The 26,876-nt window shown below is 31.2% G+C and carries 45 protein-coding genes and 1 tRNA gene; 43 read left to right on the top strand and 3 right to left on the bottom strand.

The features are described 5' to 3' along the window. Nucleotides 1-47: 47 nt before the first annotated feature. The 3 genes from CBLAS_RS08870 to CBLAS_RS08860 are packed head-to-tail and all read right to left on the bottom strand — an operon-like array spanning nucleotide 48 to nucleotide 2,252. The gene (locus CBLAS_RS08870; protein WP_106869658.1) at nucleotides 48-584 is read right to left on the bottom strand and encodes a GNAT family N-acetyltransferase; all 537 of its coding nucleotides are present in this window, start codon (nucleotides 582-584) and stop codon (nucleotides 48-50) included. Nucleotides 585-598: 14 nt separating this feature from the next. Continuing rightward, on the bottom strand, nucleotides 599-1,165 hold the full coding sequence (locus tag CBLAS_RS08865; RefSeq protein ID WP_106869659.1) for a ribonuclease HII: 567 nt from the start codon (nucleotides 1,163-1,165) through the stop codon (nucleotides 599-601). 1 nt (nucleotide 1,166) lies between these two features. Then, nucleotides 1,167-2,252 carry an ATP-binding protein gene (locus CBLAS_RS08860; protein WP_106869661.1) on the bottom strand — a complete coding sequence of 362 codons (1,086 nt, stop codon included), beginning with the start codon at nucleotides 2,250-2,252 and terminating at the stop codon, nucleotides 1,167-1,169. A 232-nt stretch (nucleotides 2,253-2,484) separates the two neighbouring features. Between CBLAS_RS08860 and rpsJ the strand changes: the two genes are divergently transcribed. From rpsJ to CBLAS_RS08645, 43 genes are all read left to right on the top strand, one after another. Then, entirely contained in the window at nucleotides 2,485-2,796 is a 312-nt protein-coding gene (gene rpsJ / locus CBLAS_RS08855; RefSeq protein WP_106869663.1) for a 30S ribosomal protein S10, read from the top strand. 11 nt (nucleotides 2,797-2,807) lie between these two features. After that, entirely contained in the window at nucleotides 2,808-3,386 is a 579-nt protein-coding gene (gene rplC / locus CBLAS_RS08850; RefSeq protein WP_106869665.1) for a 50S ribosomal protein L3, read from the top strand. Then, nucleotides 3,383-3,997, top strand: a complete 615-nt coding sequence (gene rplD, locus CBLAS_RS08845; RefSeq protein ID WP_106869667.1) for a 50S ribosomal protein L4 — start codon at nucleotides 3,383-3,385, stop codon at nucleotides 3,995-3,997. The genes rplC and rplD overlap by 4 nt, the downstream gene beginning before the upstream one ends. A gap of 1 nt (nucleotide 3,998) precedes the next feature. Next, nucleotides 3,999-4,280, top strand: coding sequence for a 50S ribosomal protein L23 (locus tag CBLAS_RS08840; RefSeq protein ID WP_106869669.1), 282 nt, complete (start codon nucleotides 3,999-4,001; stop codon nucleotides 4,278-4,280). Nucleotide 4,281: 1 nt separating this feature from the next. After that, the gene (rplB, locus tag CBLAS_RS08835; protein ID WP_106869671.1) at nucleotides 4,282-5,112 is read left to right on the top strand and encodes a 50S ribosomal protein L2; all 831 of its coding nucleotides are present in this window, start codon (nucleotides 4,282-4,284) and stop codon (nucleotides 5,110-5,112) included. Nucleotides 5,113-5,114: 2 nt separating this feature from the next. Beyond that, nucleotides 5,115-5,396, top strand: coding sequence for a 30S ribosomal protein S19 (gene rpsS, locus CBLAS_RS08830; RefSeq protein WP_106869673.1), 282 nt, complete (start codon nucleotides 5,115-5,117; stop codon nucleotides 5,394-5,396). Between the two features lie 10 nt (nucleotides 5,397-5,406). After that, nucleotides 5,407-5,739, top strand: coding sequence for a 50S ribosomal protein L22 (rplV, locus tag CBLAS_RS08825; RefSeq protein WP_106869675.1), 333 nt, complete (start codon nucleotides 5,407-5,409; stop codon nucleotides 5,737-5,739). Nucleotide 5,740: 1 nt separating this feature from the next. Further along, nucleotides 5,741-6,436 carry a 30S ribosomal protein S3 gene (gene rpsC, locus CBLAS_RS08820; RefSeq protein ID WP_106869677.1) on the top strand — a complete coding sequence of 232 codons (696 nt, stop codon included), beginning with the start codon at nucleotides 5,741-5,743 and terminating at the stop codon, nucleotides 6,434-6,436. 2 nt (nucleotides 6,437-6,438) lie between these two features. Continuing rightward, nucleotides 6,439-6,864, top strand: a complete 426-nt coding sequence (rplP, locus tag CBLAS_RS08815) for a 50S ribosomal protein L16 (RefSeq protein WP_106869679.1) — start codon at nucleotides 6,439-6,441, stop codon at nucleotides 6,862-6,864. Continuing rightward, nucleotides 6,851-7,036, top strand: a complete 186-nt coding sequence (rpmC, locus tag CBLAS_RS08810) for a 50S ribosomal protein L29 (protein WP_106869681.1) — start codon at nucleotides 6,851-6,853, stop codon at nucleotides 7,034-7,036. Before rplP ends, rpmC begins: the two co-directional genes overlap by 14 nt. Nucleotides 7,037-7,046: 10 nt before the next feature. Further along, nucleotides 7,047-7,298, top strand: a complete 252-nt coding sequence (rpsQ, locus tag CBLAS_RS08805) for a 30S ribosomal protein S17 (RefSeq protein ID WP_106869683.1) — start codon at nucleotides 7,047-7,049, stop codon at nucleotides 7,296-7,298. Continuing rightward, nucleotides 7,298-7,666, top strand: a complete 369-nt coding sequence (gene rplN, locus CBLAS_RS08800; RefSeq protein ID WP_106869685.1) for a 50S ribosomal protein L14 — start codon at nucleotides 7,298-7,300, stop codon at nucleotides 7,664-7,666. Before rpsQ ends, rplN begins: the two co-directional genes overlap by 1 nt. Beyond that, entirely contained in the window at nucleotides 7,666-7,899 is a 234-nt protein-coding gene (rplX, locus tag CBLAS_RS08795) for a 50S ribosomal protein L24 (RefSeq protein ID WP_106869688.1), read from the top strand. Before rplN ends, rplX begins: the two co-directional genes overlap by 1 nt. Before the next feature lie 3 nt (nucleotides 7,900-7,902). Next, nucleotides 7,903-8,448, top strand: coding sequence for a 50S ribosomal protein L5 (rplE, locus tag CBLAS_RS08790; RefSeq protein WP_106869690.1), 546 nt, complete (start codon nucleotides 7,903-7,905; stop codon nucleotides 8,446-8,448). Between the two features lies 1 nt (nucleotide 8,449). Beyond that, nucleotides 8,450-8,635: a type Z 30S ribosomal protein S14 gene (locus tag CBLAS_RS08785; RefSeq protein ID WP_106869692.1), complete on the top strand. Its 186-nt coding sequence runs from the start codon at nucleotides 8,450-8,452 to the stop codon at nucleotides 8,633-8,635. A 9-nt stretch (nucleotides 8,636-8,644) separates the two neighbouring features. Then, nucleotides 8,645-9,040, top strand: coding sequence for a 30S ribosomal protein S8 (rpsH, locus tag CBLAS_RS08780; protein WP_106869694.1), 396 nt, complete (start codon nucleotides 8,645-8,647; stop codon nucleotides 9,038-9,040). Nucleotides 9,041-9,126: 86 nt separating this feature from the next. Further along, complete coding sequence (gene rplF / locus CBLAS_RS08775) at nucleotides 9,127-9,663, top strand: 50S ribosomal protein L6 (RefSeq protein WP_106869696.1); 537 nt, start codon at nucleotides 9,127-9,129, stop codon at nucleotides 9,661-9,663. Between the two features lie 9 nt (nucleotides 9,664-9,672). Then, complete coding sequence (gene rplR, locus CBLAS_RS08770; protein WP_106869698.1) at nucleotides 9,673-10,029, top strand: 50S ribosomal protein L18; 357 nt, start codon at nucleotides 9,673-9,675, stop codon at nucleotides 10,027-10,029. Between the two features lie 15 nt (nucleotides 10,030-10,044). Then, nucleotides 10,045-10,488 carry a 30S ribosomal protein S5 gene (rpsE, locus tag CBLAS_RS08765; protein ID WP_106869700.1) on the top strand — a complete coding sequence of 148 codons (444 nt, stop codon included), beginning with the start codon at nucleotides 10,045-10,047 and terminating at the stop codon, nucleotides 10,486-10,488. 3 nt (nucleotides 10,489-10,491) lie between these two features. Beyond that, the gene (rplO, locus tag CBLAS_RS08760) at nucleotides 10,492-10,893 is read left to right on the top strand and encodes a 50S ribosomal protein L15 (RefSeq protein WP_106869702.1); all 402 of its coding nucleotides are present in this window, start codon (nucleotides 10,492-10,494) and stop codon (nucleotides 10,891-10,893) included. Further along, entirely contained in the window at nucleotides 10,893-12,155 is a 1,263-nt protein-coding gene (gene secY / locus CBLAS_RS08755) for a preprotein translocase subunit SecY (protein WP_106869704.1), read from the top strand. The genes rplO and secY overlap by 1 nt, the downstream gene beginning before the upstream one ends. A gap of 1 nt (nucleotide 12,156) precedes the next feature. Further along, entirely contained in the window at nucleotides 12,157-12,915 is a 759-nt protein-coding gene (gene map / locus CBLAS_RS08750; protein ID WP_106869706.1) for a type I methionyl aminopeptidase, read from the top strand. Nucleotides 12,916-12,992: 77 nt separating this feature from the next. Beyond that, on the top strand, nucleotides 12,993-13,898 hold the full coding sequence (locus CBLAS_RS08745; RefSeq protein WP_106869708.1) for an EexN family lipoprotein: 906 nt from the start codon (nucleotides 12,993-12,995) through the stop codon (nucleotides 13,896-13,898). Between the two features lie 27 nt (nucleotides 13,899-13,925). Further along, a complete protein-coding gene (gene infA / locus CBLAS_RS08740; protein WP_106869710.1) occupies nucleotides 13,926-14,144 on the top strand; it encodes a translation initiation factor IF-1 in 219 nt (72 codons plus the stop codon). 167 nt (nucleotides 14,145-14,311) lie between these two features. Beyond that, nucleotides 14,312-14,425, top strand: coding sequence for a 50S ribosomal protein L36 (gene rpmJ, locus CBLAS_RS08735; protein ID WP_106869712.1), 114 nt, complete (start codon nucleotides 14,312-14,314; stop codon nucleotides 14,423-14,425). A gap of 3 nt (nucleotides 14,426-14,428) precedes the next feature. After that, the gene (rpsM, locus tag CBLAS_RS08730) at nucleotides 14,429-14,797 is read left to right on the top strand and encodes a 30S ribosomal protein S13 (protein ID WP_106869714.1); all 369 of its coding nucleotides are present in this window, start codon (nucleotides 14,429-14,431) and stop codon (nucleotides 14,795-14,797) included. A gap of 9 nt (nucleotides 14,798-14,806) precedes the next feature. Then, nucleotides 14,807-15,199: a 30S ribosomal protein S11 gene (gene rpsK, locus CBLAS_RS08725; RefSeq protein ID WP_106869716.1), complete on the top strand. Its 393-nt coding sequence runs from the start codon at nucleotides 14,807-14,809 to the stop codon at nucleotides 15,197-15,199. A 20-nt stretch (nucleotides 15,200-15,219) separates the two neighbouring features. Further along, nucleotides 15,220-15,846, top strand: a complete 627-nt coding sequence (gene rpsD / locus CBLAS_RS08720) for a 30S ribosomal protein S4 (RefSeq protein ID WP_106869718.1) — start codon at nucleotides 15,220-15,222, stop codon at nucleotides 15,844-15,846. A gap of 12 nt (nucleotides 15,847-15,858) precedes the next feature. Continuing rightward, nucleotides 15,859-16,872, top strand: coding sequence for a DNA-directed RNA polymerase subunit alpha (locus tag CBLAS_RS08715; protein ID WP_106869720.1), 1,014 nt, complete (start codon nucleotides 15,859-15,861; stop codon nucleotides 16,870-16,872). A 3-nt stretch (nucleotides 16,873-16,875) separates the two neighbouring features. Then, nucleotides 16,876-17,232 carry a 50S ribosomal protein L17 gene (rplQ, locus tag CBLAS_RS08710; protein WP_106869722.1) on the top strand — a complete coding sequence of 119 codons (357 nt, stop codon included), beginning with the start codon at nucleotides 16,876-16,878 and terminating at the stop codon, nucleotides 17,230-17,232. Between the two features lie 109 nt (nucleotides 17,233-17,341). Further along, nucleotides 17,342-17,617, top strand: coding sequence for a NifU family protein (locus tag CBLAS_RS08705; RefSeq protein WP_106869724.1), 276 nt, complete (start codon nucleotides 17,342-17,344; stop codon nucleotides 17,615-17,617). Then, the gene (locus CBLAS_RS08700) at nucleotides 17,604-18,173 is read left to right on the top strand and encodes a hypothetical protein (RefSeq protein WP_106869726.1); all 570 of its coding nucleotides are present in this window, start codon (nucleotides 17,604-17,606) and stop codon (nucleotides 18,171-18,173) included. Before CBLAS_RS08705 ends, CBLAS_RS08700 begins: the two co-directional genes overlap by 14 nt. After that, entirely contained in the window at nucleotides 18,151-19,440 is a 1,290-nt protein-coding gene (locus tag CBLAS_RS08695; protein ID WP_106869728.1) for a UDP-N-acetylmuramoyl-L-alanyl-D-glutamate--2,6-diaminopimelate ligase, read from the top strand. The genes CBLAS_RS08700 and CBLAS_RS08695 overlap by 23 nt, the downstream gene beginning before the upstream one ends. 2 nt (nucleotides 19,441-19,442) lie before the next feature. After that, on the top strand, nucleotides 19,443-19,787 hold the full coding sequence (gene panD / locus CBLAS_RS08690) for an aspartate 1-decarboxylase (RefSeq protein ID WP_106869730.1): 345 nt from the start codon (nucleotides 19,443-19,445) through the stop codon (nucleotides 19,785-19,787). A gap of 8 nt (nucleotides 19,788-19,795) precedes the next feature. After that, nucleotides 19,796-20,104, top strand: coding sequence for a YbaB/EbfC family nucleoid-associated protein (locus CBLAS_RS08685; RefSeq protein WP_106869732.1), 309 nt, complete (start codon nucleotides 19,796-19,798; stop codon nucleotides 20,102-20,104). Continuing rightward, nucleotides 20,104-20,955, top strand: coding sequence for a polyprenyl synthetase family protein (locus CBLAS_RS08680; RefSeq protein ID WP_106869735.1), 852 nt, complete (start codon nucleotides 20,104-20,106; stop codon nucleotides 20,953-20,955). Before CBLAS_RS08685 ends, CBLAS_RS08680 begins: the two co-directional genes overlap by 1 nt. A 2-nt stretch (nucleotides 20,956-20,957) precedes the next feature. Next, nucleotides 20,958-22,871 carry a transketolase gene (gene tkt, locus CBLAS_RS08675; protein WP_106869737.1) on the top strand — a complete coding sequence of 638 codons (1,914 nt, stop codon included), beginning with the start codon at nucleotides 20,958-20,960 and terminating at the stop codon, nucleotides 22,869-22,871. Nucleotides 22,872-22,921: 50 nt separating this feature from the next. Further along, nucleotides 22,922-23,009 (top strand) — tRNA-Ser (locus CBLAS_RS08670). A 321-nt stretch (nucleotides 23,010-23,330) separates the two neighbouring features. Beyond that, nucleotides 23,331-23,699: a YegP family protein gene (locus tag CBLAS_RS08665; protein ID WP_106869739.1), complete on the top strand. Its 369-nt coding sequence runs from the start codon at nucleotides 23,331-23,333 to the stop codon at nucleotides 23,697-23,699. Between the two features lie 200 nt (nucleotides 23,700-23,899). Continuing rightward, complete coding sequence (gene moaC, locus CBLAS_RS08660) at nucleotides 23,900-24,373, top strand: cyclic pyranopterin monophosphate synthase MoaC (protein WP_106869740.1); 474 nt, start codon at nucleotides 23,900-23,902, stop codon at nucleotides 24,371-24,373. Then, complete coding sequence (locus CBLAS_RS08655) at nucleotides 24,351-24,614, top strand: HP0495 family protein (protein WP_106869742.1); 264 nt, start codon at nucleotides 24,351-24,353, stop codon at nucleotides 24,612-24,614. The genes moaC and CBLAS_RS08655 overlap by 23 nt, the downstream gene beginning before the upstream one ends. Before the next feature lie 11 nt (nucleotides 24,615-24,625). Then, a complete protein-coding gene (locus tag CBLAS_RS08650; protein ID WP_106869744.1) occupies nucleotides 24,626-25,876 on the top strand; it encodes a hypothetical protein in 1,251 nt (416 codons plus the stop codon). Between the two features lie 25 nt (nucleotides 25,877-25,901). Beyond that, nucleotides 25,902-26,870, top strand: a complete 969-nt coding sequence (locus CBLAS_RS08645) for a putative transporter (RefSeq protein WP_106869746.1) — start codon at nucleotides 25,902-25,904, stop codon at nucleotides 26,868-26,870. Nucleotides 26,871-26,876 lie beyond the last annotated feature (6 nt).

The raw sequence follows: 26,876 nt of genomic DNA, 5'->3' as shown, positions 1-26,876 counted from the left end.
ATGAAAATCCTTTTTATTTATAAATTTGCAACATAACAAATTTCTAATTAAATATTTTTTACCATCTTCGCATATACTTCACCATAAAAATCTAAGTTTTTAATAAAATCAAAGCCCAGCCTTTCGTAAATTTCAGGGGTTTGTGTGATTAAACTTACTTTTGAATGTCCTAATTCTTTTGCTATTTTTATTGCTTCTTGCATAAGTTGTTTAAAGTAACCCTTGCCCCTAAAGCTCTCTTTAACCGCTACGCTATCTATGTAAAATTCATCATTCTTGCACTCTTTTAAAATATCAACTTTAGAGCCTATATTTTTTAATCTCTCTATAAATGGAGAATCTAAAAAATCACTCAACCAGCCTTCATAAAAACATATTGTGGCTACAATTTCGTTTTGTTCTTCATAAACAAGAATGTTCTCATAAGACAGTCTATTGTTTTTTGCTTTGAAATATTTTTCAAGTAGTTTCATTTTTTTATTTTTATCTTTAGTATCAAGTATAAAATCTGTAAAATCAGACATAGCAAGTTCTAAAATTTCTATTGTATCTTTAAAATCCTCTTTTCTAGCCAATCTAATCATCTTTAAAGTCCTTTTTATAAATTTGTAAATAGTGATTTTTCTAAAGCCTTGACTTTATAGCTTTTTCTATGAAACTCAGTATAGCCATATTTTTTTATAAGCTCAATATGATTTTTTGTAGCATAGCCTTTATGCTTTAAAAACTCAAAATTTGGATATAACTCATCAGCTATTTTTAAATTCTCATCTCTTGTAACTTTTGCCAAAATACTAGCTGCGCTAACTTCTTTTATTTTGCTATCGGCTTTAATCATGGTTTCTAACTCACTTACTCCAAATTTAGAATTTCCATCAAATATAAACTCTACATCACCAAACTCTTTTTTAAAATACTCAACTATTTGTGTAAGCCCTTTATTTATGCAAGATGAAAGCCCAAGCTCATCAACTTGTATGCTTGTAAAAGTTGCTATTTTATAAAATGAGTTCTCTTTTGTGGTTCTAAACAGCTCATTTCTTCTTTTTTGACTTAGTTTTTTGCTATCATTTAGACCTTTAATATCACTTTTTAAAACGCAACCAACTATACATAAATCACCAGCCAAACAGCCTCTTCCAGCCTCATCAATACCACAAATCAAATTACATTCCTAAAGCAAACTGCCAAAATGGTAAAATTTCGCATTTAATTCCTTCTTTACTCATCTCTCCAGAGTTTGCCATACTTATAACATATAGTTTTTGCACCTCTAACTCTTTAAGTTTTTCAAATATTTTTTTAAATTTAAGAAATATCAAATCGCTACTTGTAAAAGGTATAACCAAAAAACCATAACCAAGCTCTGGCATATAAAAATCCAAATCATCGGTAAAATATACCTGTTTATCTAATCTTAAAAGCTCGCACAAGAGCGCATTGGTAAGTTTTTTTTGAAAGTCTTTTTTAAAACTTAGATTATCAGGCAAGCAAAAGTCTAAAAAATATAGCCGTTTTAGGTTGGAATTTGGAGCAAATTTTGGAACAAAAAATATCAAATTTTCATCTTCAAATTTATCAATTGTTTTATAAACACTATCTTTTGAAATTTTCATTATATCTTTTAAACCTTTATAAATTTGCAAAGCGCTGAAATTTAAATTTACAAACTCCACACACTCTTTTAATACTGAAATTTCAATATCACTATATTTGGCTTTTAAAATTTTTTGCATATATATAATTAGCTCAAAAGGGTTTAAAAATGAGTTTTTTGCACCATTTCCTTCTGTTAAAAAACTACCTAAAATAGCACCAAGTTCATTGGTTCTTTTGTTAAAAGCGATGTATTCTTCAAAATCTAAGTTTAAAAGTTTTATTGTTTGAAATGTCTTTAAATTTAGAGAGTTTGATGTTGTAGAGAGTAAAATTTTTTCACAATTTAAGTTTTTTAATATGTTTAAATTTTTATCATCTACATTATCTATGGCTATACACTTTATATCTTTATGCTCTTTAATAAACTCTTTTAAGTCTAGTAAACCATTTTCTTTTTTAACTCTTAGATCATCCATATTGATATATAAAAACTCATCTTTTTTAAATTTTAAAAGTTCACTTATTAAGATATATGTTTTACCCGAGTTTAAAGCCCCACTTATCAAAACCCTACCACCAGTTATTTTTAGTTTTCTATCAATGAATTTATTAATCAATGGTGGATTGTTATAAAAATATTCTAAATTTTCCATCTGTTAATTATATAAAATTTCCTTTTAAAAAGGAATAAAATTTTAAAAAACTAATTATATTTTTTTAACTTTCAGCATCTTATTTTAATATTTATTTCCTTATTATAAGGATAAAAATTTAATAAATTGTATGAAATTCTTGACATCAAAAGCCTATTTTTATATAATCACAATCTTTTATGTTAAAAGTAAGAGGTCACGCGTTGTGACAAGTTCTTTATAAGGAAAACACATGGAAAGAATTAGGTTAAAGCTAAAAGCTTACGACCATAGAGTTCTAGATAGAACAGTTGCAGCAATTGTAGAAGCTGTCAAAAGAACAGGTGCGGATGTCCGTGGGCCAGTACCATTGCCTACAAAAATTAAACGCTACACAGTCTTAAAATCTCCACACGTAAATAAAGATTCAAGAGAGCAGTTTGAAATTAGAATTCATACTAGAATGCTTGATATTGTAGCGGCGACTCCAGATACAGTTGATTCGTTAACAAAACTTGACTTGGCACCAGAGGTTAATGTCGAAGTTCGTGCGATGGGTAAATAAGGGGTAGATAGATGGAATATATTGTAGAAAAAGTAGGTATGAGTAGAACTATCGGTAGAGATAGCACTCCGGTTACTCTTCTTAAACTTATAAATGTAAAAGTTTGTGAAGTAGATGAAAATGGCAGAGCAATAGTTGCTTATGCTAAAGGAAAAGCAAATAATAAAGCGATTGCTGGACAGCAGAAAAAATATAACTTAAGCAGTGAATTTAATAAATTTGCAACTATAGAGGTGGCAAATAGTGAAGCTGGCGATCAAGATATAGAACCATTAAGCAATGCTAAGACTTTAAAAGTTAGTTTCAATACAAAAGGAAAAGGTTTCCAAGGCGTTATGAAAAGACATGGTTTTGCAGGTGGTCCAGGAGCTCATGGTAGTAGATTTCATAGAAGACCAGGTTCGATTGGAAATGCTGAATGGCCAGGTAGAGTTCAACCAGGTAAGAAAATGCCAGGACAGACAGGAAATGTAAAAATTACTGTTAAAAATGAAGTTATAAGCTTTGATAGTAATAGCGGAATTTTAGTAGTAAAAGGCTCTGTTCCAGGATTTAATGGTGCTATGGGTAGAGTAAGGATAGTGAAATGAGTAAAATAACAGTTCTTAATGATAAATTGGAAAAAGCAAGCGAAATTGAACTTCCTTCGGAGTTTAAAGAGGCTAATCCACATAACCTATATTTATATGTTAAATCATATCTTGCAAGTTGTAGATCAAATACAGCTAAAACTAAAAGTCGCTCAGAAGTAAGCGGTGGCGGTAAAAAACCATGGAGACAAAAAGGTCGTGGTGGTGCAAGAGCTGGTTCAATAAGAAGTAATGTATGGGTTGGCGGTGGAGTTGCATTTGGTCCAACAAATAATAGAAATTATGTTCAAAAAGTTAATAAAAAACAAAAAAGATTAGCTTTAGAATTTGCTTTAAACGAAAAAGCAAATAATGGCAAGCTTTTTGCCATAGATAGCTTAGAGATAAGTTCAGGTAAGACAAAAGATGCGGCTGACTTCATCAAAAAACTTGGCGTTAGAGATGCTTTGATAGTAAAAAATGAGTTAGATGCAAAAACAATTCTTGCATATAGAAACTTAGCAAATTGTTATGTTGTTGAAGCAAGTGAGATAAATGCATACCTAGTTGCGGTTTATAATTCAGTTATCATAGAAAATAAAGCGCTTGAAGCTATAATAAAAGAGGGCTAATATGGCAGATATAACAGATATAAAAACAATTCTTTATACAGAAAAAACTTTAGGCCTCGGCGAAGATGATGTAGTTGTTATACAAACATCGCCAAGCATGACTAAAAATAGGCTAAAAGAGATATTAAAAGAATATTTTGGAATCAATCCTTTAAGAGTTAACTCTTTAAGAATGAGTGGTAAGGTTAAACGCTTTAAAGGAAAAGTTGGAAGTAGAAATGATTATAAAAAATTCTATGTAAAACTTCCTGAGGGTGCAAGCCTAGAAAATGTAGGAGCGTAAGATGGCAGTAAAAACATATAAACCATATACTCCAAGTAGAAGATTTATGACAGCTCTTAGCAGTGAAGATATCACAGCTAAAGCTAGTATTAGAAGCCTACTTGTTAAACTTCCAGCAACTGCAGGAAGAAATAATAACGGTAGAATAACTTCAAGACATAAAGAAGCAGGTGCTAAAAAACTTTATAGAATTATAGATTTTAAAAGAAGAAAATTTGGTATTACAGGAACAGTTGAAGCTATAGAGTATGATCCAAACAGGAATTGTAGAATTGCACTAATTAGCTATGCTGATGGTGAAAAAAGATATATAATTAAACCAAATGGCTTAAATGTAGGTGATAAAATCTCATCTGCTGAAGCTGGTCTTGATATAAAACCAGGTAATGCTATGAAGATGAAAAGCATTCCTATTGGTACAGTTATTCATAACATAGAGCTAAAACCAGGCAAGGGTGCTCAAATAGTACGTTCAGCTGGTGGACACGCTCAACTTATGGGTAAAGAAGAAAAATATGTTATTGTAAGACTTCCTAGTGGAGAGATGAGAAGAATACTTGCTGAGTGTATGGCTACAATTGGAACAGTTGGAAATGAAGATTGGGCTAATGTTACTATCGGCAAAGCTGGTAGAAACAGACATAGAGGAATAAGACCTCAAACTAGAGGTTCTGCTATGAACCCAATTGATCACCCGCACGGTGGTGGTGAAGGTAAGAAAAACTCTGGTCGTCATCCAGTTACACCTTGGGGCAAACCAACTAAGGGCGCAAAAACAAGACGCAAAAAAGCAAGTAATAAACTTATAATTTCAAGAAGGAAAGGAAGATAGAGATGGCTAGATCGCTCAAAAAAGGTCCTTTCGTAGATGATCATGTTATGAAAAAAGTTGTAGAAGCTAAAAAAACAAATAGCAACAAACCAATCAAAACTTGGTCAAGACGTAGCACGATTATACCTGATATGATTGGACTAACATTTAATGTTCATAACGGTAAGAGTTTTATTCCTGTGTATGTTACAGAACATCACATTGGTTATAAATTAGGTGAGTTTTCTCCAACAAGAACTTATAGAGGCCATAAAGGCTCAGTTCAGAAAAAAATTGGCAAATAAGGGTTAGAATATGAGTAAGACAACTATAAAATTCATTCGCCTTTCTCCAACAAAAGCTCGTTTGATTGCAAAGGAAGTTCAAGGCATGAATGCTGAATTTGCTCTTGCTACACTAGAGTTTACACCAAATAAAGCTGCAAAATATATAGCTAATGCTATTTCAACAGCTGTTGCTAATGGTGGGTTTGAGCCAGAAGAGGTTGTAGTAAGTTCATGCCGTGTTGACGCAGGTCCAGTTCTTAAAAGATTTAGACCTAGAGCTAGAGGAAGCGCAAGTAGAATTAGAAAACCAACTTCTCACATAATGGTAGAAGTAAGTAAGCCAGCAAAGAAGGAAGCATAATATGGGACAAAAAGTTAATCCAATAGGTCTTAGATTAGGTATCAATAAAAACTGGGAATCAAGATGGTTTCCTTCTAAAAGCACTCTGCCAGAAAATATAGCAGAAGACTATAAAATAAGAAAGTTTTTAAAAACTAAACTTTATTATGCTGGTATATCTCAGATTATAATTGAGAGAACAGCTAAAAAAATTCGTGTAACAATTGTTGCTGCTAGACCTGGAGTTATTATAGGTAAAAAAGGTAGTGAAATTGAGAATTTAAAAAATGAAGTTACTAAACTTATAAATAAAGATGTTAATATAAATATCCAAGAAGAGAGAAGACAAGGCGCTTCAGCTCAGCTTGCTGCTGAAAATGTTGCTATGCAATTAGAACGAAGAGTTGCATTTAGAAGAGCTATGAAAAAAGTTATTCAAAATGCACAAAAAGCAGGAGCTAAGGGTATTAAAATTTCTGTTTCTGGAAGACTTGGTGGAGCTGAAATGGCAAGAACTGAATGGTATTTAGAAGGAAGAGTTCCATTGCATACTTTTAGAGCAAAAATTGATTATGGTGTTGCGCAAGCACATACTACCTATGGAAATATAGGTGTAAAAGTGTGGATTTTTAAAGGTGAAGTTCTTCAAAAAGGCATCCAGCCTGAAAAAAATGAAGAAGCTCCTAGAAAACAACGCAGAGCAAGAAGGAGTAGATAATTATGTTAATGCCAAAAAGAACAAAATATAGAAAAATGATGAAGGGCAGAAACCGAGGTTATGCTACTCGTGGAACACAGTTAGCATATGGTACAATCGGTTTAAAAGCAACTGAAGCAGGTCGTATAAACTCACGTCAAATTGAAGCAGCTAGGGTTGCTATGACTCGTCATGTTAAAAGACAAGCAAAAGTTTGGATATGTGTATTTCCTGATAAACCTCTTACAAAAAAACCTTTAGAAACTCGTATGGGTAAAGGTAAAGGTAGCGTTGAAGAGTGGGTGATGAATATAAAGCCAGGTAGAATTATTTTTGAAATGGCTGGACCATCAGAAGAGCTTGCAAGAGAGGCTTTAACTCTATCAATTCATAAGTTGCCATTTAAGACTAAAATAGTAACAAGGGAAAATGAAAATGAAATATACTGAGTTAAAAGATAAAAGCTTACAAGAGCTAAATACCATGCTAAAAGAAAAAAAGTTGCTTTTGTTTTCGCTAAGACAAAAGCTTAAAACTATGCAGTTAACAAACCCTAAAGAGATTGGCGAAGTTAAAAAAGATATCGCTAGAATCAATACTGCAATTAATGCAAATAAGTAAAGGGTAGAATATGTCATTAAAAAGAGAAGTTCAAGGCGTAGTTATACAAAAAGCTGGAGAAAAAACTTTGACTGTTTTAGTTGAAAGAAGAGTTATGCATCCAAGATATAGAAAATTTGTAAGACGCTTTAAAAAATATTTAGTACATGATGAAAAAGGTGTGGCAAATATAGGAGATACTATAACTGCTATTGAATGTAGACCACTTAGCAAAAGAAAATCTTTTCGTATAAATAAAGTAGTGGAAAGAGGAGTTGAGTAATGATTCAAAGCTTTACAAGACTTACTGTTGCTGACAATAGTGGTGCAAAAGAGATAATGTGTATAAAAGTTATTGGTGGAAGCAAAAGAAGATATGCAACTGTAGGTGATATCATTGTTTGCTCTGTTAAAAAAGCTTTACCAAATGGTAAAATTAAAAAAGGTCAAGTGGTAAAAGCGGTAATTGTTAGAACTAAAAAAGAGATTCAAAGAGAAAATGGATCTTTGATTAGATTTGATGAGAATGCTGCTGTTATACTTGATGCTAAAAAAGAGCCTGTTGGAACTCGTATTTTCGGTCCTGTAGGTAGAGAAGTAAGATATAGTGGATTTATGAAAATTGTTTCACTAGCTCCGGAGGTTTTATAATGGCTATAAAGTACAAAATAAAAAAAGGCGATGAAGTAAAAGTTATCGCAGGTAATGACAAAGGTAAAACTGGCGTTGTTAAAGCTGTTTTACCAAAAAAAGGACAAGTTATAGTTGAAGGATGTAAAATAGTTAAAAAAGCTATTAAGCCAAGCGATAAAAATCCAAAAGGTGGATTCATTAATGAAGAAAAACCTATGGATATTTCAAATGTTGCGAAAGTTGAGGGATAATCTATGAATAGACTTAGAGCAAAATATGCAGAAACAGTAAAAGACGCTCTTGCAAAAGAATTTGATATAAAAAATCCTATGCTTATTCCTGCACTTGAAAAAATTGTAATTAGTGTCGGTGTTGGTGAAATTGCTAAAGATCAAAAAGTATTACAAAATGTAGTTGATACTATATCTTTGATATCTGGACAAAAAGCGATGACTGTTAATGCTAAAAAATCAGTAGCTGGATTTAAAGTTAGAGAAGGTTTTCCTGTAGGCATTAAAGTAACTTTAAGAAAAGAAAATATGTATGTATTTTTAGATAAATTAATTTCAGTTGCACTTCCAAGAGTTAAAGACTTTAGAGGTGTTCCAAGAAATGGATTTGATGGTAGAGGAAACTATAGCTTTGGTTTAGATGAGCAATTAATGTTCCCAGAGATAGTTTATGATCAAATTTTAAGAACACATGGTATGAATATCAATATAGTTACAACAACAAATAGTGATAAAAAGGCATTTAAACTACTTGAGTTAATCGGTATGCCTTTCGCAAAAGGAAAGTAATATGGCAAAAAAATCTATGATAGCTAAGGCTAAAAGAAAGGCAAAGTTCAGTTCACGTGCATACACAAGATGTGAAATTTGCGGAAGACCACACTCTGTTTATAGAGATTTTGGAATTTGCAGAATTTGCCTTAGAAAAATGGGAAATGAAGGTCTTATCCCAGGCCTAAAAAAAGCAAGTTGGTAAGGAAAGAATATGTTAAATGATTTAATATCAGACGGATTAACAAGAATAAGAAATGCTGCTACAAGAAAACTTGAAACTACAACACTTCTTTATTCAAAATCTGTTGAAGCAACTTTAAAGATTTTGGTAGAAAAAGAGTATATCGAAAGCTATAATGTTGTAGAAGACGGCAACAAAAAATTTATCAATGTTGTGCTTAAATACAATGATAAGGGCAAAAGCGTTATAAATGAGTTAAAAAGAGTTTCAAAGCCAGGTAGAAGAGTTTATCAAGGTAGTGATGAAATAAGAAGATTTAAAAATGGCTATGGAACTGTTATCGTTTCAACAAGCAAAGGCGTTATGAGCGGGATTGAAGCGAACAAATTAGGAATTGGTGGCGAAGTTCTTTGTACCGTTTGGTAAAAAGAACTTTAAATTCTGCTTTTTATGGCATTGTGGTATCCATTCTGTAAAAGTAGACATACCCTAGACAAATAAAAAGGAAAAAAATGTCAAGAATAGGTAAACAACCAGTATCTATCCCAAGCGGTGTAGATGTAAGTGTTGATAATGGTGTTTTAAAATTTAAAAAAGGCAATCTTGTACAAGAGATTGACACAAAAAACCATGTAAATGTTAAGGTTGAAAACAGAGAAATCGTTTTTTCACCTTTAAATGAAGATAGGCAAAGTAGAGCTTATTGGGGAACATATAGATCTCTAACAAACAATGTTATTGTAGGGCTTACTGAAGGCTTTGTTAAAAAACTTGAAATAAATGGTGTTGGTTACAAAGCTGCACTTAAAGGAAATATTTTAGAACTTATTTTAGGATTTTCACACCCTATTAACTTTGAAATACCAGAAGGTATTGAAATAAATGTAGAAAAAAATATTATTACAATTAAAGGTCATGATAAGCAAGTTGTCGGACAAGTTGCTGCTAAAATTAGAGAGTTTAGATTACCAGAACCATATAAAGGTAAAGGTATTAAGTATGTTGATGAACGCATTATCCGTAAAGCCGGAAAAACATCTAAGAAGTAAGGGTAGATTATGACAGAGAATGTATTAAAAAGAAAACTTTCTTTAAGATTAAAAAGAAAAAAAAGAATTAGAGCTAAAATTTCAGGCTCAGCAGACTGCCCAAGAGTTTCTATTTTTAAGTCAAATAGAACTATTTATGCCCAAGCTATAGAAGATGTAAATAGTACTACATTATGTACAAGTGATGGAAAAGTTTTAGGCATAAAATCAAACAAAGATGGAGCAGTTGTTTTAGCAAAAGACTTGGCTGCTAAGTTGAAAGAAAAAGGTATAGAAAAAGTAGTATTTGATAGAAATGGCTATATATACCATGGCGTTGTTGCATCTTTTGCAGATGCTTTAAAAGAAAATGGAATTAAGTTATAACCCAAAGGAATGATGATGGAAAAATACAATAGAGAAGAATTTGAAGAAGTAGTCGTCAATATCGGCAGGGTTACAAAAGTTGTAAAAGGTGGTCGTAGATTTAGATTTACTGCTTTGGTTGTAATTGGAAACAAAAATGGCTTAATCGGATATGGTTTTGGTAAGTCAAAAGAGGTTCCAGACGCCATTAAAAAAGCAGTAGACGATGCGTTTAAAAATATAATTGAAGTAAAATTAAACGGCTCAACTATAACTCATGATATAGAAGTTAAATATAATGCAAGCAAAGTTTTACTTAAGCCTGCAAGCGAAGGTACTGGTGTTATTGCCGGTGGTTCTGTTCGTCCAGTTTTAGAATTAGCTGGCATTAAAGATATTTTAACTAAATCATTGGGCTCAAACAATGCGTCAAACGTAGTAAGAGCTACAGTTAAAGCTCTTAGTATGTTGAAAGGATAAGGTATGGGATTAGAAAATTTACAAAAAGCACCAGGTTCTACACACTACTCTAAAAGAGTTGGTAGAGGACAAGGTAGTGGAAATGGCAAAACAGCTGGAAAAGGCAATAAAGGTCAAAGAGCTAGAACAGGTTATAATGAAAAAAGAGGTTTTGAAGGTGGACAACAACCACTTCAAAGAAGACTTCCAAAAATTGGGTTTACTTCTAGAGTTGAAAAACCATACATTATAAACGTAGAAAAAATAACATCTATAAAAGAGCTTGAAGAAATTACAGTTGAAAGCGTAAAAAGTGTTCATAAAATTTCTAACAATGTTAAAAAAATAAAATTAATTGGCTCAAGCGCAAAAGATCTTGTGTCAAAAATTAAAGATGAAAACATAAAAGTAAGTGGAATAAAATAATGAATAAATCACTACGAAACAAAATCTTTATTACTTTAGGGTTTTTGTTCGTTTATAGAATATTAGCGTATGTACCAGTTCCTGGTGTTAATGCTGATGTTATTAAAGATTTCTTCACATCAAACAGCGATAATGCACTTGGTATGTTTAATATGTTCAGCGGTAATGCTGCTGAACGTTTAAGCATAATCTCTTTAGGAATTATGCCTTACATTACAGCTTCTATTATTATGGAGCTTTTATCAGCAACTTTTCCAAATTTAGCTAAGTTAAAAAAAGAGAGAGACGGTATGCAAAAATATATGCAAATCATTAGATATGCTACCATTTTAATTACCGTAGTTCAGGCAATAGGCGTTAGTATTGGTCTTCATAGTATGACAGGTAGAGGCGGAGAGATGGCAATAATGATAGATCAAACAACATTTATCGCAATTGCTTGTGTTTCAATGCTCGCAGGAACAATGCTTTTGATGTGGATAGGTGAACAAATTACTCAAAAAGGTATTGGAAACGGAATTAGTTTAATTATATTTGCAGGTATTGTAAGTGGAATTCCTTCTGCTATTACAGGTTCTGTAAATTTAGTAAATACAGGCGAGATGAATTTCTTAGTACTTTTATTTATTATTGGTATTGTTTTAGCAACTGTAGGATTTGTTATATATGTTGAGCTTGGAGAAAGAAGAGTTCCGATCTCTTATTCAAGAAAAGTGATGATGCAAAATCAGCACAAAAGAATAATGAACTACATTCCTATAAAAGTTAACTTAAGTGGTGTTATACCTCCAATTTTTGCAAGCGCAATTTTAATGTTTCCTGCAACTATATTTCAAGCAAGTACGAATAAATACATACTTAAAATAAATGATTTTTTAAGTCCAAGTGGATATTTCTTCCATGTTTTAACTTTTTTGTTAGTTGTATTCTTTGCTTATTTTTATGCCTCAATTGCATTTAATTCAAAAGACATTAGTGAAAACTTAAAAAAACAAGGTGGTTTTATACCTGGCGTTAGGCCTGGCGGAAGTACAGCAAGTTATTTAAATGATGTTGCAAGTAGACTTACATTTTGGGGTGCTATTTATTTAGGGTTAATATCAACTCTTCCATGGTTACTTGTTAAATTTACAGGAGTATCATTTCCATTTGGTGGAACATCAGTGCTGATTGTTGTTTCAGTTGCTCTTGATACTATGAGAAAGATAGAAGCACAAATTTATATGAATAAATACCAAACTTTAAGTGCTGTAGGATTATAATATGGCCATATCTTTAAAAAGCGCGAAAGATATAGAGGGTTTAAGGGTTGCAAATAAAATTGTAGCCCAAACCCTTGATTACATTGATAGCGTCTTAAAACCTGGTATGAGTTTAATTGAAATCGATAAAAAGATAGAAGATTTTATAGTTAATAAAGGTGCGTACCCTGCATTTAAAGGACTTTATGGCTTCCCGGGGGCTGCTTGCCTTTCTTTAAATGAAGTTGTGATTCATGGAATTCCTGATAAGACTATTATAAAAGAAGGGGACATTCTAGGCGTAGATATTGGCAGTAAAATCAATGGATATTATGGTGATAGTGCTAGAACATTCGGTGTTGGTAAAATCTCAAAAGAAGATCAAGATTTAATTGATTGTAGTAAAGATGCCCTGTATTATGCAATTGATAATATAAAAGTTGGAATGCATTTTAAAGAGCTAAGTTATAAAATTGAACAGTTTATTTTAAAAAGAGGATATGTTCCACTGCGTGGATTTTGTGGACATGGAATTGGGAAAAGACCACATGAAGAGCCAGAAATTCCAAACTATTTAGAAGGAAATAATCCAAAAGCAGGACCAAAGATCAAAAATGGTATGGTTTTTTGTATAGAGCCTATGATATGTCAAAAAGATCCAAATCCCATTGTAGCTGATGATGATTGGGCAGTAACTAGTGCCGATGGACTTAGAACAAGTCACTACGAACATTGCTTAGCTATTGTCAATAATAAAGTTGAAATTTTAAGTATAGTCTAGATATGGTAAAAACTAATTTAGATAGGAATTGACGCAGAGAATAAAATTTTAATTAGCTATAATAAGGAGAAAATATAATGAAAAAGAATATTGTTTTATTTGGAGTGATTTTATTTCTCATTGGTTGCGGAGAGCCAAAAAGTGTTGATTATTTTGTAAAAAATAAAAAATCTTTTGAAGAGACTTATGAAAAATGTAATTTAGCAAAAAAATATAATACCTTTTCAAAATTTAGCGAAAAAGAGCTTGTTGAATGCGAAAATGTTTCAAAAGCTAAAATACAATTAGATAAAATGAGAAAAATTGAATTAAAGAAAAAAACAGAAGAAAGAAAAAAAATATTTTTAGAAAATTATGATAAATTTAAAGAGTATTCAGCTAAATGTGAGTTTAAATATTATAACTTAGAAGAAGCTGAAAAAAATATAGATTGCTATGCCCTGCAAAGCAATAAGCTAAAAATAAAAGAATTTTATAAAGATAAAAAATTAGTTTTTTTTGAAAAAAATATAGATAAAATTTATCCAGAAATAGAGCGTTGTGAGAAACTTAATAGTGGAATTAGTTTTGGAAATTATAAAAATATTGATGATCAAATAAATTGTTCAGCGGCATATGCAGCTAAAAATAAAATTTTACCAGAATTAAAAGCAAAATATTCTAATGAATTAGAAAATAATTTAAATGAAATATTTCCTTCCGCAGATGAATGTGCAAAAATTAGAGGAGAATTTGGGATAGCTAATTATTCAAGTATTGACCAAGAAGCTAAATGTCAGGCGGCTAGAGATGCTAGTATATATTTCGTATCACAAAAAATAGATGAGAAAAAGAATTATTATAGAGAACATCTTGATGAAATAGCTTCAGAAATTAAGAGATGTAAAGAAATTGTAGGTGGCAAATCTTTAAGAACAATTTTGAGATTTGATGATATAAATGACCATATTAGTTGTATGGCTGCACAAAGAGCTGATTATTAATAAATTTTTAAAGAAAGGAGATAGCTAGTGTCAAAAGATGATGTTATAGAAATTGATGGAAATGTCATAGAAGCATTACCAAACGCAACTTTTAAAGTTGAACTTGATAATAAGCATGTAATTTTATGCCATATTGCTGGAAAAATGAGAATGCATTATATTAAGATTCTTCCTGGCGATAAAGTTAAAGTTGAATTAACACCTTATAGTCTTGATAAAGGTAGAATTACCTATAGATATAAGTAGAAATTTAGCAAAATTTCTGTATAATTAAAGTTTTGCAACTAACTGTGTGAAGAATTATTTTCAAAATTACCACTATTTTGAAAATAGTTGGTCTAGCTTTCCTAAGAATTCAATAGACCTAAGTGCAGTATGCATTAAATAAGTGGAATAAAATTTAGGAGATTGAGATGAAAGTTCGTCCTTCTGTAAAGAAGATTTGTGAAAAATGTAAAATCATTAAGCGTAAGGGTGCAGTTCGTGTAATCTGCGAAAACCCAAGACATAAACAAAGACAAGGATAAAATATGGCTCGTATTGCAGGTGTAGATTTACCGAAAAAAAAGAGAATTGAGTATGCCCTTACTTATATATACGGCATAGGTATTCATACTTCAAGACAAATTCTTGATGCTACAGGCGTCTCTTATGACAAAAGAGTTCATGAATTAAGCGAAGATGAAGCTGCTACAATAAGAAAAGAGATTCAAGAGCACTATACAGTTGAAGGTGATCTTAGAAAAAGTCATGCTATGGATATTAAGGCCTTAATGGACTTAGGTAACTATAGAGGCTTAAGGCATAGAAGAGGTCTTCCAGTTCGTGGTCAAAAAACTAAAACAAACGCTAGAACCAGAAAAGGTAAGCGTAAAACTGTTGGCGCAGCAGCTAAATAAGGATAGGGTATGGCAAAAAGAAAAGTAACTAGAAAGAAAGTAGCTAAAAAAAGTATTGCTAAAGGCATTGTTTTTATAAGTGCTTCATTTAATAATACAATGGTTTCTGTAACTGATGAGATGGGAAATGCTATTGCATGGAGCAGTGCTGGAGCACTTGGCTTTAAAGGTAGTAAAAAATCAACTCCATATGCCGCTCAACAAGCAGTTGAAGATGCGTTGGCAAAAGCTAAAGAGCATGGTATAAAAGAAGTTGGCATTAAGGTTCAAGGACCAGGTAGTGGTAGAGAAACAGCAGTTAAAAGCGTTGGAGCTATAGAAGGAATTAGAGTAACATACTTAAAAGATGTAACCCCATTACCACATAATGGTTGTCGTCCACCAAAAAGACGTCGTGTTTAAGATAGATTAGGAGAATTATAATGGCAAGATATACAGGACCTGTTGAAAAATTAGAAAGACGCCTTGGAGTAGATCTATTTTTAAAGGGCGAAAGAAGATTGGCTGGTAAAAGTTCACTTTTAAAAAGAGCTTATGGACCAGGACAACATGGACAAAGAAGAGGTAAAATTAGTGAGTATGGACTTCAATTAAGAGAAAAACAAAAAGCTAGATTTATGTATGGTGTTAGTGAAAAACAATTTAGAAGATTGTTTAAAGAAGCAGCTAGAAAAGAAGGAAATACTGGGGCAATCTTAGTTCAACTTCTTGAGCAAAGACTTGATAACGTAGTTTATAGAATGGGATTTGCAACAACTAGAAGATTTGCTAGACAACTTGTAACACATGGACATATTTTAGTTGATGGTAAAAGACTTGATATCCCTTCATATACAGTAAGAGCTGGTCAAAAAATTGAAGTTATAGAAAAAAGTAAAAACAATCCACAAATTTCAAGAGCTATTGATTTAACATCTCAAACTGGAATGGTTGATTGGGTAGATGTTGAAAAAGACAAAAGATATGGCATCTTTACTAGAATCCCAGAGAGAGAAGAAGTTGTCATTCCTGTAGAGGAAAGATTTATAGTAGAGCTTTATTCAAAATAATAGGGGGCAAAGATGAGAAAAGTTACAACATCAGCTTATATGCCATCTGAGATAAAAGTTGAGAATATAAGTGAAAATGTTGCAAAAGTTATAGCATATCCTTTTGAAACAGGCTATGCAGTGACAGTTGCGCACCCATTAAGAAGATTACTATATACAAGCACTGTTGGTTTTGCACCAACAGCTATAAAAATTGATGGTGTTACCCATGAGTTTGATAGCATAAGAGGAATGCTTGAGGATGTTGCTGTTTTTATAATAAATTTAAAAAATCTAAGGTTTAAGATAAAAAGCGATTCCAAAAGAGAGGTAATAGAGTATAATTTTGAAGGCCCTAAAGAGATCAAAGGGGAAGATCTTGTTAATGATATAGTAGATATTGTTAATCCTGATCACTATATAGCAACTATCAATGAAGATGCTAATATCAAATTTAGCATTGTTATTGAAAAAGGTATAGGCTATGTTCCAAGCGAAGAACTAACTGATTATATAGATAAAGAATATATGCCAGTGGATGCATTTTTTACACCAGTAAAAAGAGCTATCTATGATATAGAAAATGTACTAGTAGAAGATAATCCAGATTATGAAAAAATCATTTTTACTATTACAACTAATGGTCAAATTAGCCCAATAGAAGCTTTTAAAAATGCATTAGAGGCTATGTATAAGCAGCTATCAGTTTTTAGCAAAATTGTAGATGTAGATGTTCCTGCTGCTGCAGTTAGCACAACTAAACAAAACGAACATGCAAAACTTTTTGAGAGTGTTGAGAATTTAAATTTAAGTGCTAGAAGCTTTAATTGTCTAGATAAGGCTAATATAAAATATATTGGTGAACTTGCCTTAATGGAAGAGAGCGAGCTTAAAGATATAAAAAATCTCGGTAAAAAATCTCTTGAAGAGATAAAAGCCATAATGGAAGAAATTGGATATCCTGTAGGGTGCCCTGAGTTAGCAGAGCAAAAAGATGCATTGCTTAAAAAAATAAAAGAATTTGATAGAGAAAATAGTGAAGGATAATAAATGAGACATGGACATGGATATAGAAAGCTCGGAAGAACTTCATCTCATCGTTCCGCATTGCTTAAAAATTTAACAATAGCAATAATTAAAAATGAAAAGATTGAAACTACACTTCCAAAAGCAAAAGAGCTTAGATCTTATGTTGAAAAGTTAATAACAAAAGCAAGAGTAGGCGATTTTAATGCTCACCGTGTTGTATTTTCAAAATTACAAGATAAAGAAGCAACTAAAAAACTTGTAGAAGATATAGCTCCTAGATATACAGATAGAAATGGTGGATATACAAGGATAGTAAAAACTAGACTTCGCCGTGGTGATGCCGCTGAAATGGCATTTATAGAACTAATAAAAGACTAATACAAAATATTCAACTTGCTTAGCTTGCTAAGTAAGTTGAAGCCTACTTGCAATAAATTTATAAACTTTCGGTAAAATAACTAAATATATTATGATTTAGGAATTAAGAATGTTACCATTTAGTGATGAAGATTTAATAGAACCCGTAAAAACAAGCCTAGAAGCTGTATTGCCAATGCTTAAAAGCGATGGCGGAGGGATGGAATTTCTTGGTGTAAAAAATGGAGTTGTTTATGTTAGACTTATTGGAGCTTGTCATGGTTGTCCTTCTAGTGGTCAAACATTAAAATATGGAATAGAAAAGCAGTTAAAGATAGATATTCACCCAGAGCTTACTTTAGTAAATGTTCCAATGGGTGAGGAGTTTGATATTGATAAATTATAAAAATTTAGGATATAAAGCTTTTAAAAATAATCAGTTTGAAGAGGCAAAATCTTTTTTTTCTCTAGCTTTCACAGAAGATGAGAAAGAAGAAATCCTATTTTTAATAAGTTTGAGTGAAGCAGCTAAAAACAATAAAGAAGATGCAAAGCTTATATTTGAATTTTATCTTGTTAATAAAGATTTAAAAGAAAATGATAATTTTGATGATTTAAATAAATTAGTATCAGCACTTGAAACAAACGATAAAAATGCAGACAAGTATGAGATAGATGAGAATGCTATAAGCTATAAAGAATTTAAAGATGCGATAACAAATAGTAAAAATAACAATAAAAAATTTAAAGAAAATTTAGAATCTATTATGATGTCAACCAGACTAGTTATAAAAAGCAAAGATAGCTTTTTAAATTTCATAGAGGATCTTTTTGATAATGGAATGTATCAAATAGGCGCAAGATATTTTGAAATGTTTGTTGAAATTCACGGCTCTTGGGATAAAAAAGTAAAAGATATAGCACAGAAAATTAAAAAATATGAAAATAAAATTAATAAATAACTACATTACTGATAACTCTAATGAGTGCACTAAAAATTGCTATTTTTTAAAAAGTGACTTTAATGCAAAATATGAAAAAGATGCACTAGAAAATGGTGCTAATATAGTTGATCTGAATGAAGCTAAGAACCTTTTAGGTGTTAGTAAGGATATAAAAATAGTTGGTATAACAGGCACAAATGGTAAAACTACAACAGCTGCGGCCATCTATTCTACTCTTTTAGATTTAGGATACAATGTATTTTTATGTGGGACAAGAGGTGCTTTTGTTAATGAGGAAAAAGTAGATGAAAAGGGACTTACCACTAGTTCTCCTATAAAAATTCTTTCATACCTTGACATTGCCACAAAAAATAAATGCGATTTTTTTATAATGGAAGTAAGCTCTCATGCTATTGCCCAAAATAGGGTTGAGGGTATAGATTTTTCACTTAAAATTTTCACAAATTTAACCCAAGATCATCTTGATTATCATAAAACATTTAGCGAATACGCTAGAGTTAAAAGTAGTTTTTTTATGGATGATAAAACTACTAAAATTATAAATAGTGATGATGAAAATATAAAATACAGCTTTAAAAATACTCTAACTTATAGTATAAAAAAGGTTGCAACTTACAGTCTTGTAGCCTACTCAATAAAAGATGGAATTAATGCCATAGTAAAAACACCTGATGGTGAAATTATGATTGATAGTGACTTGGTGGGTGAGTTTAATCTTTACAATCTTCTTGCGGCGTTTGTAGCCGTTAAGGTTTTGACAAAAAAGACAAACGAAGAGATAAAAAAGGCGCTATCAAATTTTGGTGGGGTTGAAGGAAGAGTTGAAGTTGTTAATGAAAATCCAAAAGTTATAGTGGATTTTGCTCATACACCAGATGGAATAGAAAAAGTTTTAAATGCATTAAAGGCTAATGATATGATAGTTGTCTTTGGTGCAGGTGGCGATAGAGATAGAACTAAAAGACCTTTAATGGGCGCAATGGTTGAAAGATTTGCTAGAACTCCAATCATAACTAGTGATAATCCACGAAGTGAAGATCCAAATTTAATTATAAAAGATATTTTAGAAGGCTTTAAATTTAAAGAAAAAGCAATTATAATAAGCGATAGAAAAGAGGCGATAAAAAAAGCACTAAGCTTAGTAAAGGGAAAAGAGATTATCGTTATATTAGGCAAGGGTGATGAAAATTATCAAGAAATAAAAGGTGTGAAATATCCATTTTCTGACAAAGAAGTGGTTAAAGAAATTTTAAAGGAAATATAATTATGCAAATAGAAATGTTGCAAAGTAAAATTCACAGAGCCACAGTTACAGACGCAAATTTAAACTATGTTGGTTCTATATCAATTGATGAAAAGCTTATAAAAGCGGCTAAATTAAAAGAATTTCAAAAAGTTGAGATACTTGATGTAAATAATGGAGAGAGATTTCAAACATATGTTATAAAAGGTAAAAAAGGTGAAATTTGTCTAAATGGAGCCGCAGCTAGAAAAGTAGCAAAAGGCGATATCGTGATAATAGTTAGCTATGCTTCAATGAGTGAGAAAAAGGCAAGAAAATTTAAACCTACAATTGTGCATGTAGATAAAAAAAATAAAATTATAAAATAGGAGAAAATATGCTTGATGGATTTGATTTTTCTAAAATGGGCTCAATGTTTGAAGAGATTCAAAAGAAAGCAAAAGAATTGGAACAAGAGAGTGAAAGCAAAGAGTACAGCGTTAAAAGTGGCGCTGGAATGGTTGAGATAAAGATCAATGGAAAAGGCGAAGTTTTGGATCTAAACATAGATGAAAGTCTTTTTGAAGATAGAGAAAGTCTTCAAATTTTACTAATATCTGCTATGAATGATGCTATAAAACTAGTTGAAACTCAAAAGAAAGATTTAGCCGCAAAAATGCTTGGTGGTTTAGGGGGACTGAATTAGTGTCTATATTAGAAAAATTTGAAATTTTCTTAAAAGATAACTATATAGAGTGCAAAAGTTTTCACCCATATTTTGAAGAAGCTTTAAACTATATGTTAAGAAGTGGTGGAAAGCATTTTAGAGCTCAGCTTCTTTTAGGTGTAGTTGAAGAGCTAAATCCATCTTATTTTGATAATGCATTAAGAGTAGCTTTAGCACTTGAAATGATACATACATACTCTTTAATACATGATGATCTTCCTATTATGGATAATGCCGATTTAAGAAGAGGAAATGTAACAACGCATAAAAAATTTGATGAGGTTACAGCGCTTTTAGTAGGAGATGCTTTAAATACTAGAGCATTTTATGAGATAACACAAGCAAATTTAGACAGTGATATAAAATTAAAATGTATTGAGTCTTTATCTTTTAGTGCAGGTTGCAATGGTATGGTTTTAGGTCAAGCAATTGACTGTTTTTTTGAGGATAAAAAGCTAGATATTGAAGAGATTACCTTTATACATAACAACAAAACAGGCGCACTAATAGCTTCTAGTTTGCAAATGGGTGCAATCATTTCAAAACTCAGCGATAAAAAAGTAAAAGAAATTTATGATATAGGTATAAAGTTAGGACTTGCTTTTCAAATTCAAGATGATATTATAGATGCTACAAATACTCAAGAAGAAGCAGGTAAGCCAACAAATAATGATAAAAGTAAAAATTCATTTACAAATTTAATAGGCGTAGAAAAATCTATAAAGATTAAAAACCAATTAATAGAAGAGATATCTAAAGATATTCAAAGTTCTGAACCGCAACTAGTAAAAATGATAGAAAATTTAACAAAAAAATATTTAAAAGGGTAAGCATGCAAACCAAAATTTCCAACACAATTAAGTTTTTAAGCGCAGATATGATACAAAAAGCTAACTCAGGACACCCAGGTGCGCCTATGGGGCTTAGCGATATAATGACTGTGCTGATGAAAAAAATAAAACATCATCCTAAAAATCCTAATTGGCTAAATAGGGATAGGATAGTATTTTCAGGTGGGCATGCAAGTGCTTTAGTTTATAGTTATCTTTACTTAAGTGGGTATGATTTAAGTATGGACGAGCTTAAAAATTTTCGCCAACTTCACTCTAAAACACCAGGACATCCAGAAATCACAACAGAGGGTGTAGAAATTGCAACAGGACCACTTGGTCAAGGCGTGGCAAATGCAGTTGGGTTCGCTATGGCGGCAAAATATGCACAAAATTTACTAAACGAAGAAGATAACAGCATTATTGATCATAAGGTTTATTGTTTATGTGGCGATGGTGATTTGCAAGAGGGCATTAGCTATGAGGCTTGTGCATTAGCAGGAAAGCACAATTTAAACAATTTAGTTATCATCTATGACTCAAACAGCATTACCATTGAAGGTAGCACCGCTCTAGCTTGGGATGAAGATATTAAAGTAAGATTTGAGGCACAAGGCTTTGAGGTCGCAAGAATTGATGGGCATAATTTTGATCAAATTGAATTTGTTTTAGATGAGGCAAAAAACAAAACTAAGCCATATTTGATTATAGCTAAAACTACAATTGCAAAAGGTGCTTTAGAACTTGAAGGAAGTGCCTCTAGTCATGGCTCTCCACTTGGAGAAGAAGTTATAAAAAAAGCAAAGCAAGAGGCTGGATTTGATCCAGAAAAGTCTTTTTTTGTTGATGAGGATGTTTTGTTTGAAACAAGAGCAGCTATTGAAAAAGGGGATTTAGAAGAGGCTTTATGGAATGATAAGGTAAAAAAACTATCTAATGAAAAAAAAGAGCTGTTAAACTCACTTTTAAATCCTGATTTTTCAAAGGTTGAATTTCCTGTTTTTAGTGGTAAGAAACTTGCAACACGAGATTCAAATGGACAAATTTTAAATGCCATTAGCGAACAAATTTCAGGCTTTTTAGGTGGAAGTGCCGATCTAGCTCCTTCAAATAAAACAACTTTAAAAAACTCACAAGATTTTCCACTTGGTAAAAATATCCATTATGGAATTAGAGAACACGCTATGGCAGCTATTGGAAACTCATTTGCTAGATATGGCCTTTTTGTGCCATTTTCAGCGACATTTTTTATATTTAGTGATTATCTAAAAACAGGAGCTAGACTTGCTGCACTTATGGGACTTAGACACTATTTTGTTTTTACTCACGATAGTATCGGTGTTGGTGAAGATGGTCCAACTCACGAGCCTATAGAGCAACTTAGCACATTTAGAGCAATGCCAAATTTCTATACATTTAGACCAGCTGATGGCGATGAAAATGTTAAGTGTTGGCAAGCTGCCCTTGATTTTGCATACCCATCTGCTTTTGTATGTTCAAGACAAGGCTTAAACCCACTTCCAAAACCTGTTTTTGGTGATGTTATAAACGGTGCTTATCTTCTTAAGGAGAGTAATGGTGCAAAGATTACTCTAGTTGCAAGCGGTAGCGAGGTTGATCTTTGTTTAAAAGCTGCTGCTATTTTAGAGAGTGAAGATATTAAAACTAATGTTGTAAGTGCACCTTGCTTTGAGTTATTATGCAAGCAAGACAAAGACTATATAGCAAAAATATTTGATAAAAATACAAAAGTTTTAGCAGTTGAGGCAGCTAGTGCTTTAGAGTGGTATAAATTTGCTGATGATGTTGTTTGCATGGAAAGCTTTGGCGAGAGTGGAAATGCAAATGAGTTGTTTAAACATTTTGGATTTAGTGATATCAATATAGCACAAAGAGCAAAAGAACTTATAAAATAATGATTTAAGGCTAAATTTCAAAAACTAAGATATAATTTAGCCTTTACTTTGGGTAGATGTCCGAGTGGCTGAAGGAGCACGCCTGGAACGCGTGTGTAGGGCAACTTACCGGGGGTTCAAATCCCTCTCTACCCGCCAAAAATAAACCTAATACAACTTCTAAAAAATCACTAAAGCCTAGTAGAACTGATACTTCAAATACTCTCATAGGTTAATGTAAATTATTTAAAATAAGTACAAATTAAAAGATTATTGTGTAATAATTGTGGACAAATAGTAATATTTGTAAAAGGAGTCCACAATAGTTTATGCTTTATTGAAAAATATACATTTATAAAATTAATTACTTCTAAATTTCTAAAACTGATTTTTGTTTAAATATCTGATAAAAATATTATTAAGTTCCTATATTGTTAAAATAATGTGATAAAATATAACATAATTTTTAAAGGAGAAATAATGGCAAAATTCATTATAAAAGAGACAAAAACAGGGATTAAATTTGATTTAGATATCAATTCACACATAGTTTGTACATCTGAGGTTTATACAACTTTAAGTGCTTGCAAAAATGGAATTGAAAGCGTTAAGAAAAACTCGGCTTTAAATAAGATTGAAGATTTAACTATTGAAGATAGCGAAAAGCTTACTAATCCTAAATTTGAGATATACGAAGACAAAAAAGGTCATTTTAGATTTAGATTAAAAGCTAGCAATGGTCAAATAATAGCTGTTAGTGAAGATTTCAAAGACAAAAAAGATTGCTTAAAAGTAATTGATTTAATCGTCAAAGAAGCACCAAACGCAGAAGTAGTAGAAGTTAAATAATAAAATTTATTATTTAATATTTAAAAAGGGTTAATATCTGGTTTAGCCATAACGGTTAGAATAAGACTATTCAATTAAGATAAAACCTCCTTTTTGTTAAGCCCAGCTAAAACTGGGCTTTTTTATTCAACCCCTATTTAAAAATATATTATTAAATTTTTGATAAAATAAAGCTATAATAATACCTAAAAAGGATTTTAATGCTTACACATTTAGATGAAAAAAATAGACCTAAAATGGTTGATGTAGGCTCAAAAGAGATAACTACAAGAGTAGCAATGGCAAGTGGAGTTATAAAGATGAGCAAAGAGGCTTTTTTAGCTATTAAAGAAAATAGTGCAAAAAAAGGACCTGTTTTACAAACTGCTGTGGTTGCAGCCATTATGGGCACTAAAAAAACAAGTGAGTTAATCCCTATGTGTCATCCACTTCTTATAAACTCAGTAGATGTGGACATTACAGAGCTTCCAGAAATTTATGCTTATAAACTAGATGTAACAGTTAAGATAGATGGAAAAACAGGAGTTGAGATGGAGGCTTTAACAGGGGTTAGTGTTGGACTTTTAACTATATATGATATGGTTAAAGCCATAGATAAAACTATGGTGATTGAAGATATAAAACTTATTAAAAAAAGCGGAGGTAAAAGCGGTGAATATATGCGATCTGAGTAATAAAAAGCCAAATATAGACTATCCAGTGCATTGGAGTTATAAGGTATTAGTTGATGCTAGCGAGGATATAAACTTAAAAGTAGAAAATATATTAAATGATTTAAAATATGAGATAAATCCCTCTAAAGATAGTTCAAGTGGCAAATATAAAAGTTATAATATAAAAGTGTTAGTAAGTAGTGAAAAAGAGAGATTAGATATTTTTAATAAATTTAAAAATATAAGTAAGTTTGTATTATAAGGGGACAGAAAGTGAATAGTTTTAATGCAGAGCTAAAAAGCAAGATAGGCGAGCCAAATTTAGATCAAATAGTAGAAGATTTGGCATACAAAGAGAGTAAAAAGAAATTTAAAGATTTAGATATAAATTCTAGAAAAGAGTTTTCAAGCGAACTTTTTATTATGTTTTATAGCTCTTTGAATGAATTAGGGTTGCTTACTAATGAAAATATTAAAGTAATTTTATCTAGTATAAAAAAAGCATTAATACAAGATGAAGAAAACTACCTTTATGAGCTTTTATATAAAAGTGAAAGAATTAAAAAAGATTTAGAAAAACAGGTAATTCAAATTAGAAAAATTGTTTTTCAATCCTATAAAGGCATAGAAGACAATATTAAAAATAGTGAGATTAAAGATAAAGATAAAATTTTATCTATCATAAATAGCCAGACAGTTGATACTGTTCTTTTAGAAAATATCATTAGCGAAATTAGTGAAAGTGTATTTGTAACAATACTAGAATCAAATGAAGATGTAGAAGAAACAACTAGAGAATTTAGTAAAAGCTTAACATATAAAAGTATTTTTGAAGGAAGTTTTAAAAAGAGTAGAATTCTTGAAATTGCTAGAATAATCATATCGCAAGCAATAAGTGTTTCAAATTTAAGTCAAGCATATACTAAAGAGATTATAAGCGGAGCTGTATATGGTGTAAATGAAGGTATCATTAGAGCAATGGAAAAAGTAAAAAATGATTTCAAATTTGCACCTGAAGAGGTTAGTATAAACTATAAAAATACTCAAAAAGATTTTGAAAATATGGATAAAGAGTATATTGAGCTTTTGCAAATGTTATCATCTTTAAGTGATGAACCAGCTAAAAGCGATCTTGAAGATATCATTAAAAAAGATTATACAGGGTATTTTGCAATACTCAAAAAAGCTTCATCTGATTTATCTCAGCAGATAAAAGAGACACTTGAGGATATGAATGTTCAAGAAAACTATAAAGAGCTTAGCAAATTTACATCAGAAAAATTTGAAGATTTAAAGAAAGATTTTAGCGAAAAAAAAGAAAAATTTGTAGATGAGTTTGAGTTAGATAAAAAATTTGATAAATTTAAAAATGAGATAGAAAAGATAGAAAAAAAGATCTTAGCTAAATTTTCAGAATTTAAAGAAAAAGACTCAAAGGTTAGTAGTGAAGAGCTTGCAAAAAGAACATATGAAGCTACAAAGCATAAGATGAAAGAAGAGAAAGACTTGGATGAAAATTCTTAAAACAGTTTGCTTTTTTAATTAACCTATGTTTAAATCTTATTTTAAAAGCCGAAAATGGGCATTGTGGGCATATGGAGGACTAGCATTTTTGCTTTTATCTCTATTTTATCAAACCCATATAAATGTAGCAATAAATGAGTGGTATAAAACTTTTTATGATTTAATGCAAAATGCACAAAAGAATACGGTTGATGATTTTTGGGCAAGCATTAGGCGTTTTTTCTATCTTGCTATGCCATATGTAATAGTCTATTCTCTTACAACCTATTTTGCAAGTCACTGGGTTTTTAGATGGCGTGAAGCTATGACATTTGATTATATAGAAAGATGGAGGCACTGCCATAAAGATATAGAAGGTAGTTCGCAAAGAATTCAAGAAGATATATATAGATTTGCTAAAATTATAGAAGATTTAGGAGTTAAGACGGTTAGAGCATTTATGACATTAATTGCCTTTATTCCTATCTTGTGGACACTTAGTAATAGCATTGGAACAGGGTTTTTAAAAGAAATTCCAGGAAGTTTAGTATGGGTTGCCATAACTGTTAGTTTAGGCGGGCTTTTAATATCTTGGTTTGTAGGTATTAAGCTTCCAGGTCTTGAATATAATAATCAAAAAGTTGAAGCAGCTTTTAGAAAAGAGCTTGTGTATGCAGAGGATGATAAGGTAAATTATGCTGATTTAGGAGTTTTAATAAATCTTTTTACAGGAATTAAGGTAAATTACTATAGGTTATTTTTACATTATGGATATTTTAATATTTGGCTTGTATCGTTTTCTCAATTTATGGTTTTAGTTCCATATATGATAGCAGGGCCAAGTTTGTTTATAGGACTTGTAACTATTGGAACTCTTATACAGATTGGAAATGCTTTTGGTCAAGTAAGAGAGAGTTTTAGTATATTTATAAATAATTGGACAACAGTAACAGAGCTTAGAAGTATTCATAAAAGATTAAAAGAATTTGAAGAAAACATAGGATATATAAAATAACAATTT

This window comes from Campylobacter blaseri, from assembly GCF_013201895.1.
In the GTDB taxonomy this organism is placed as follows: domain Bacteria; phylum Campylobacterota; class Campylobacteria; order Campylobacterales; family Campylobacteraceae; genus Campylobacter_B; species Campylobacter_B blaseri.
The sequence above is the reverse complement of the archived record's forward strand: the minus strand, read 5'-3'. Positions and strand labels throughout refer to the sequence as shown.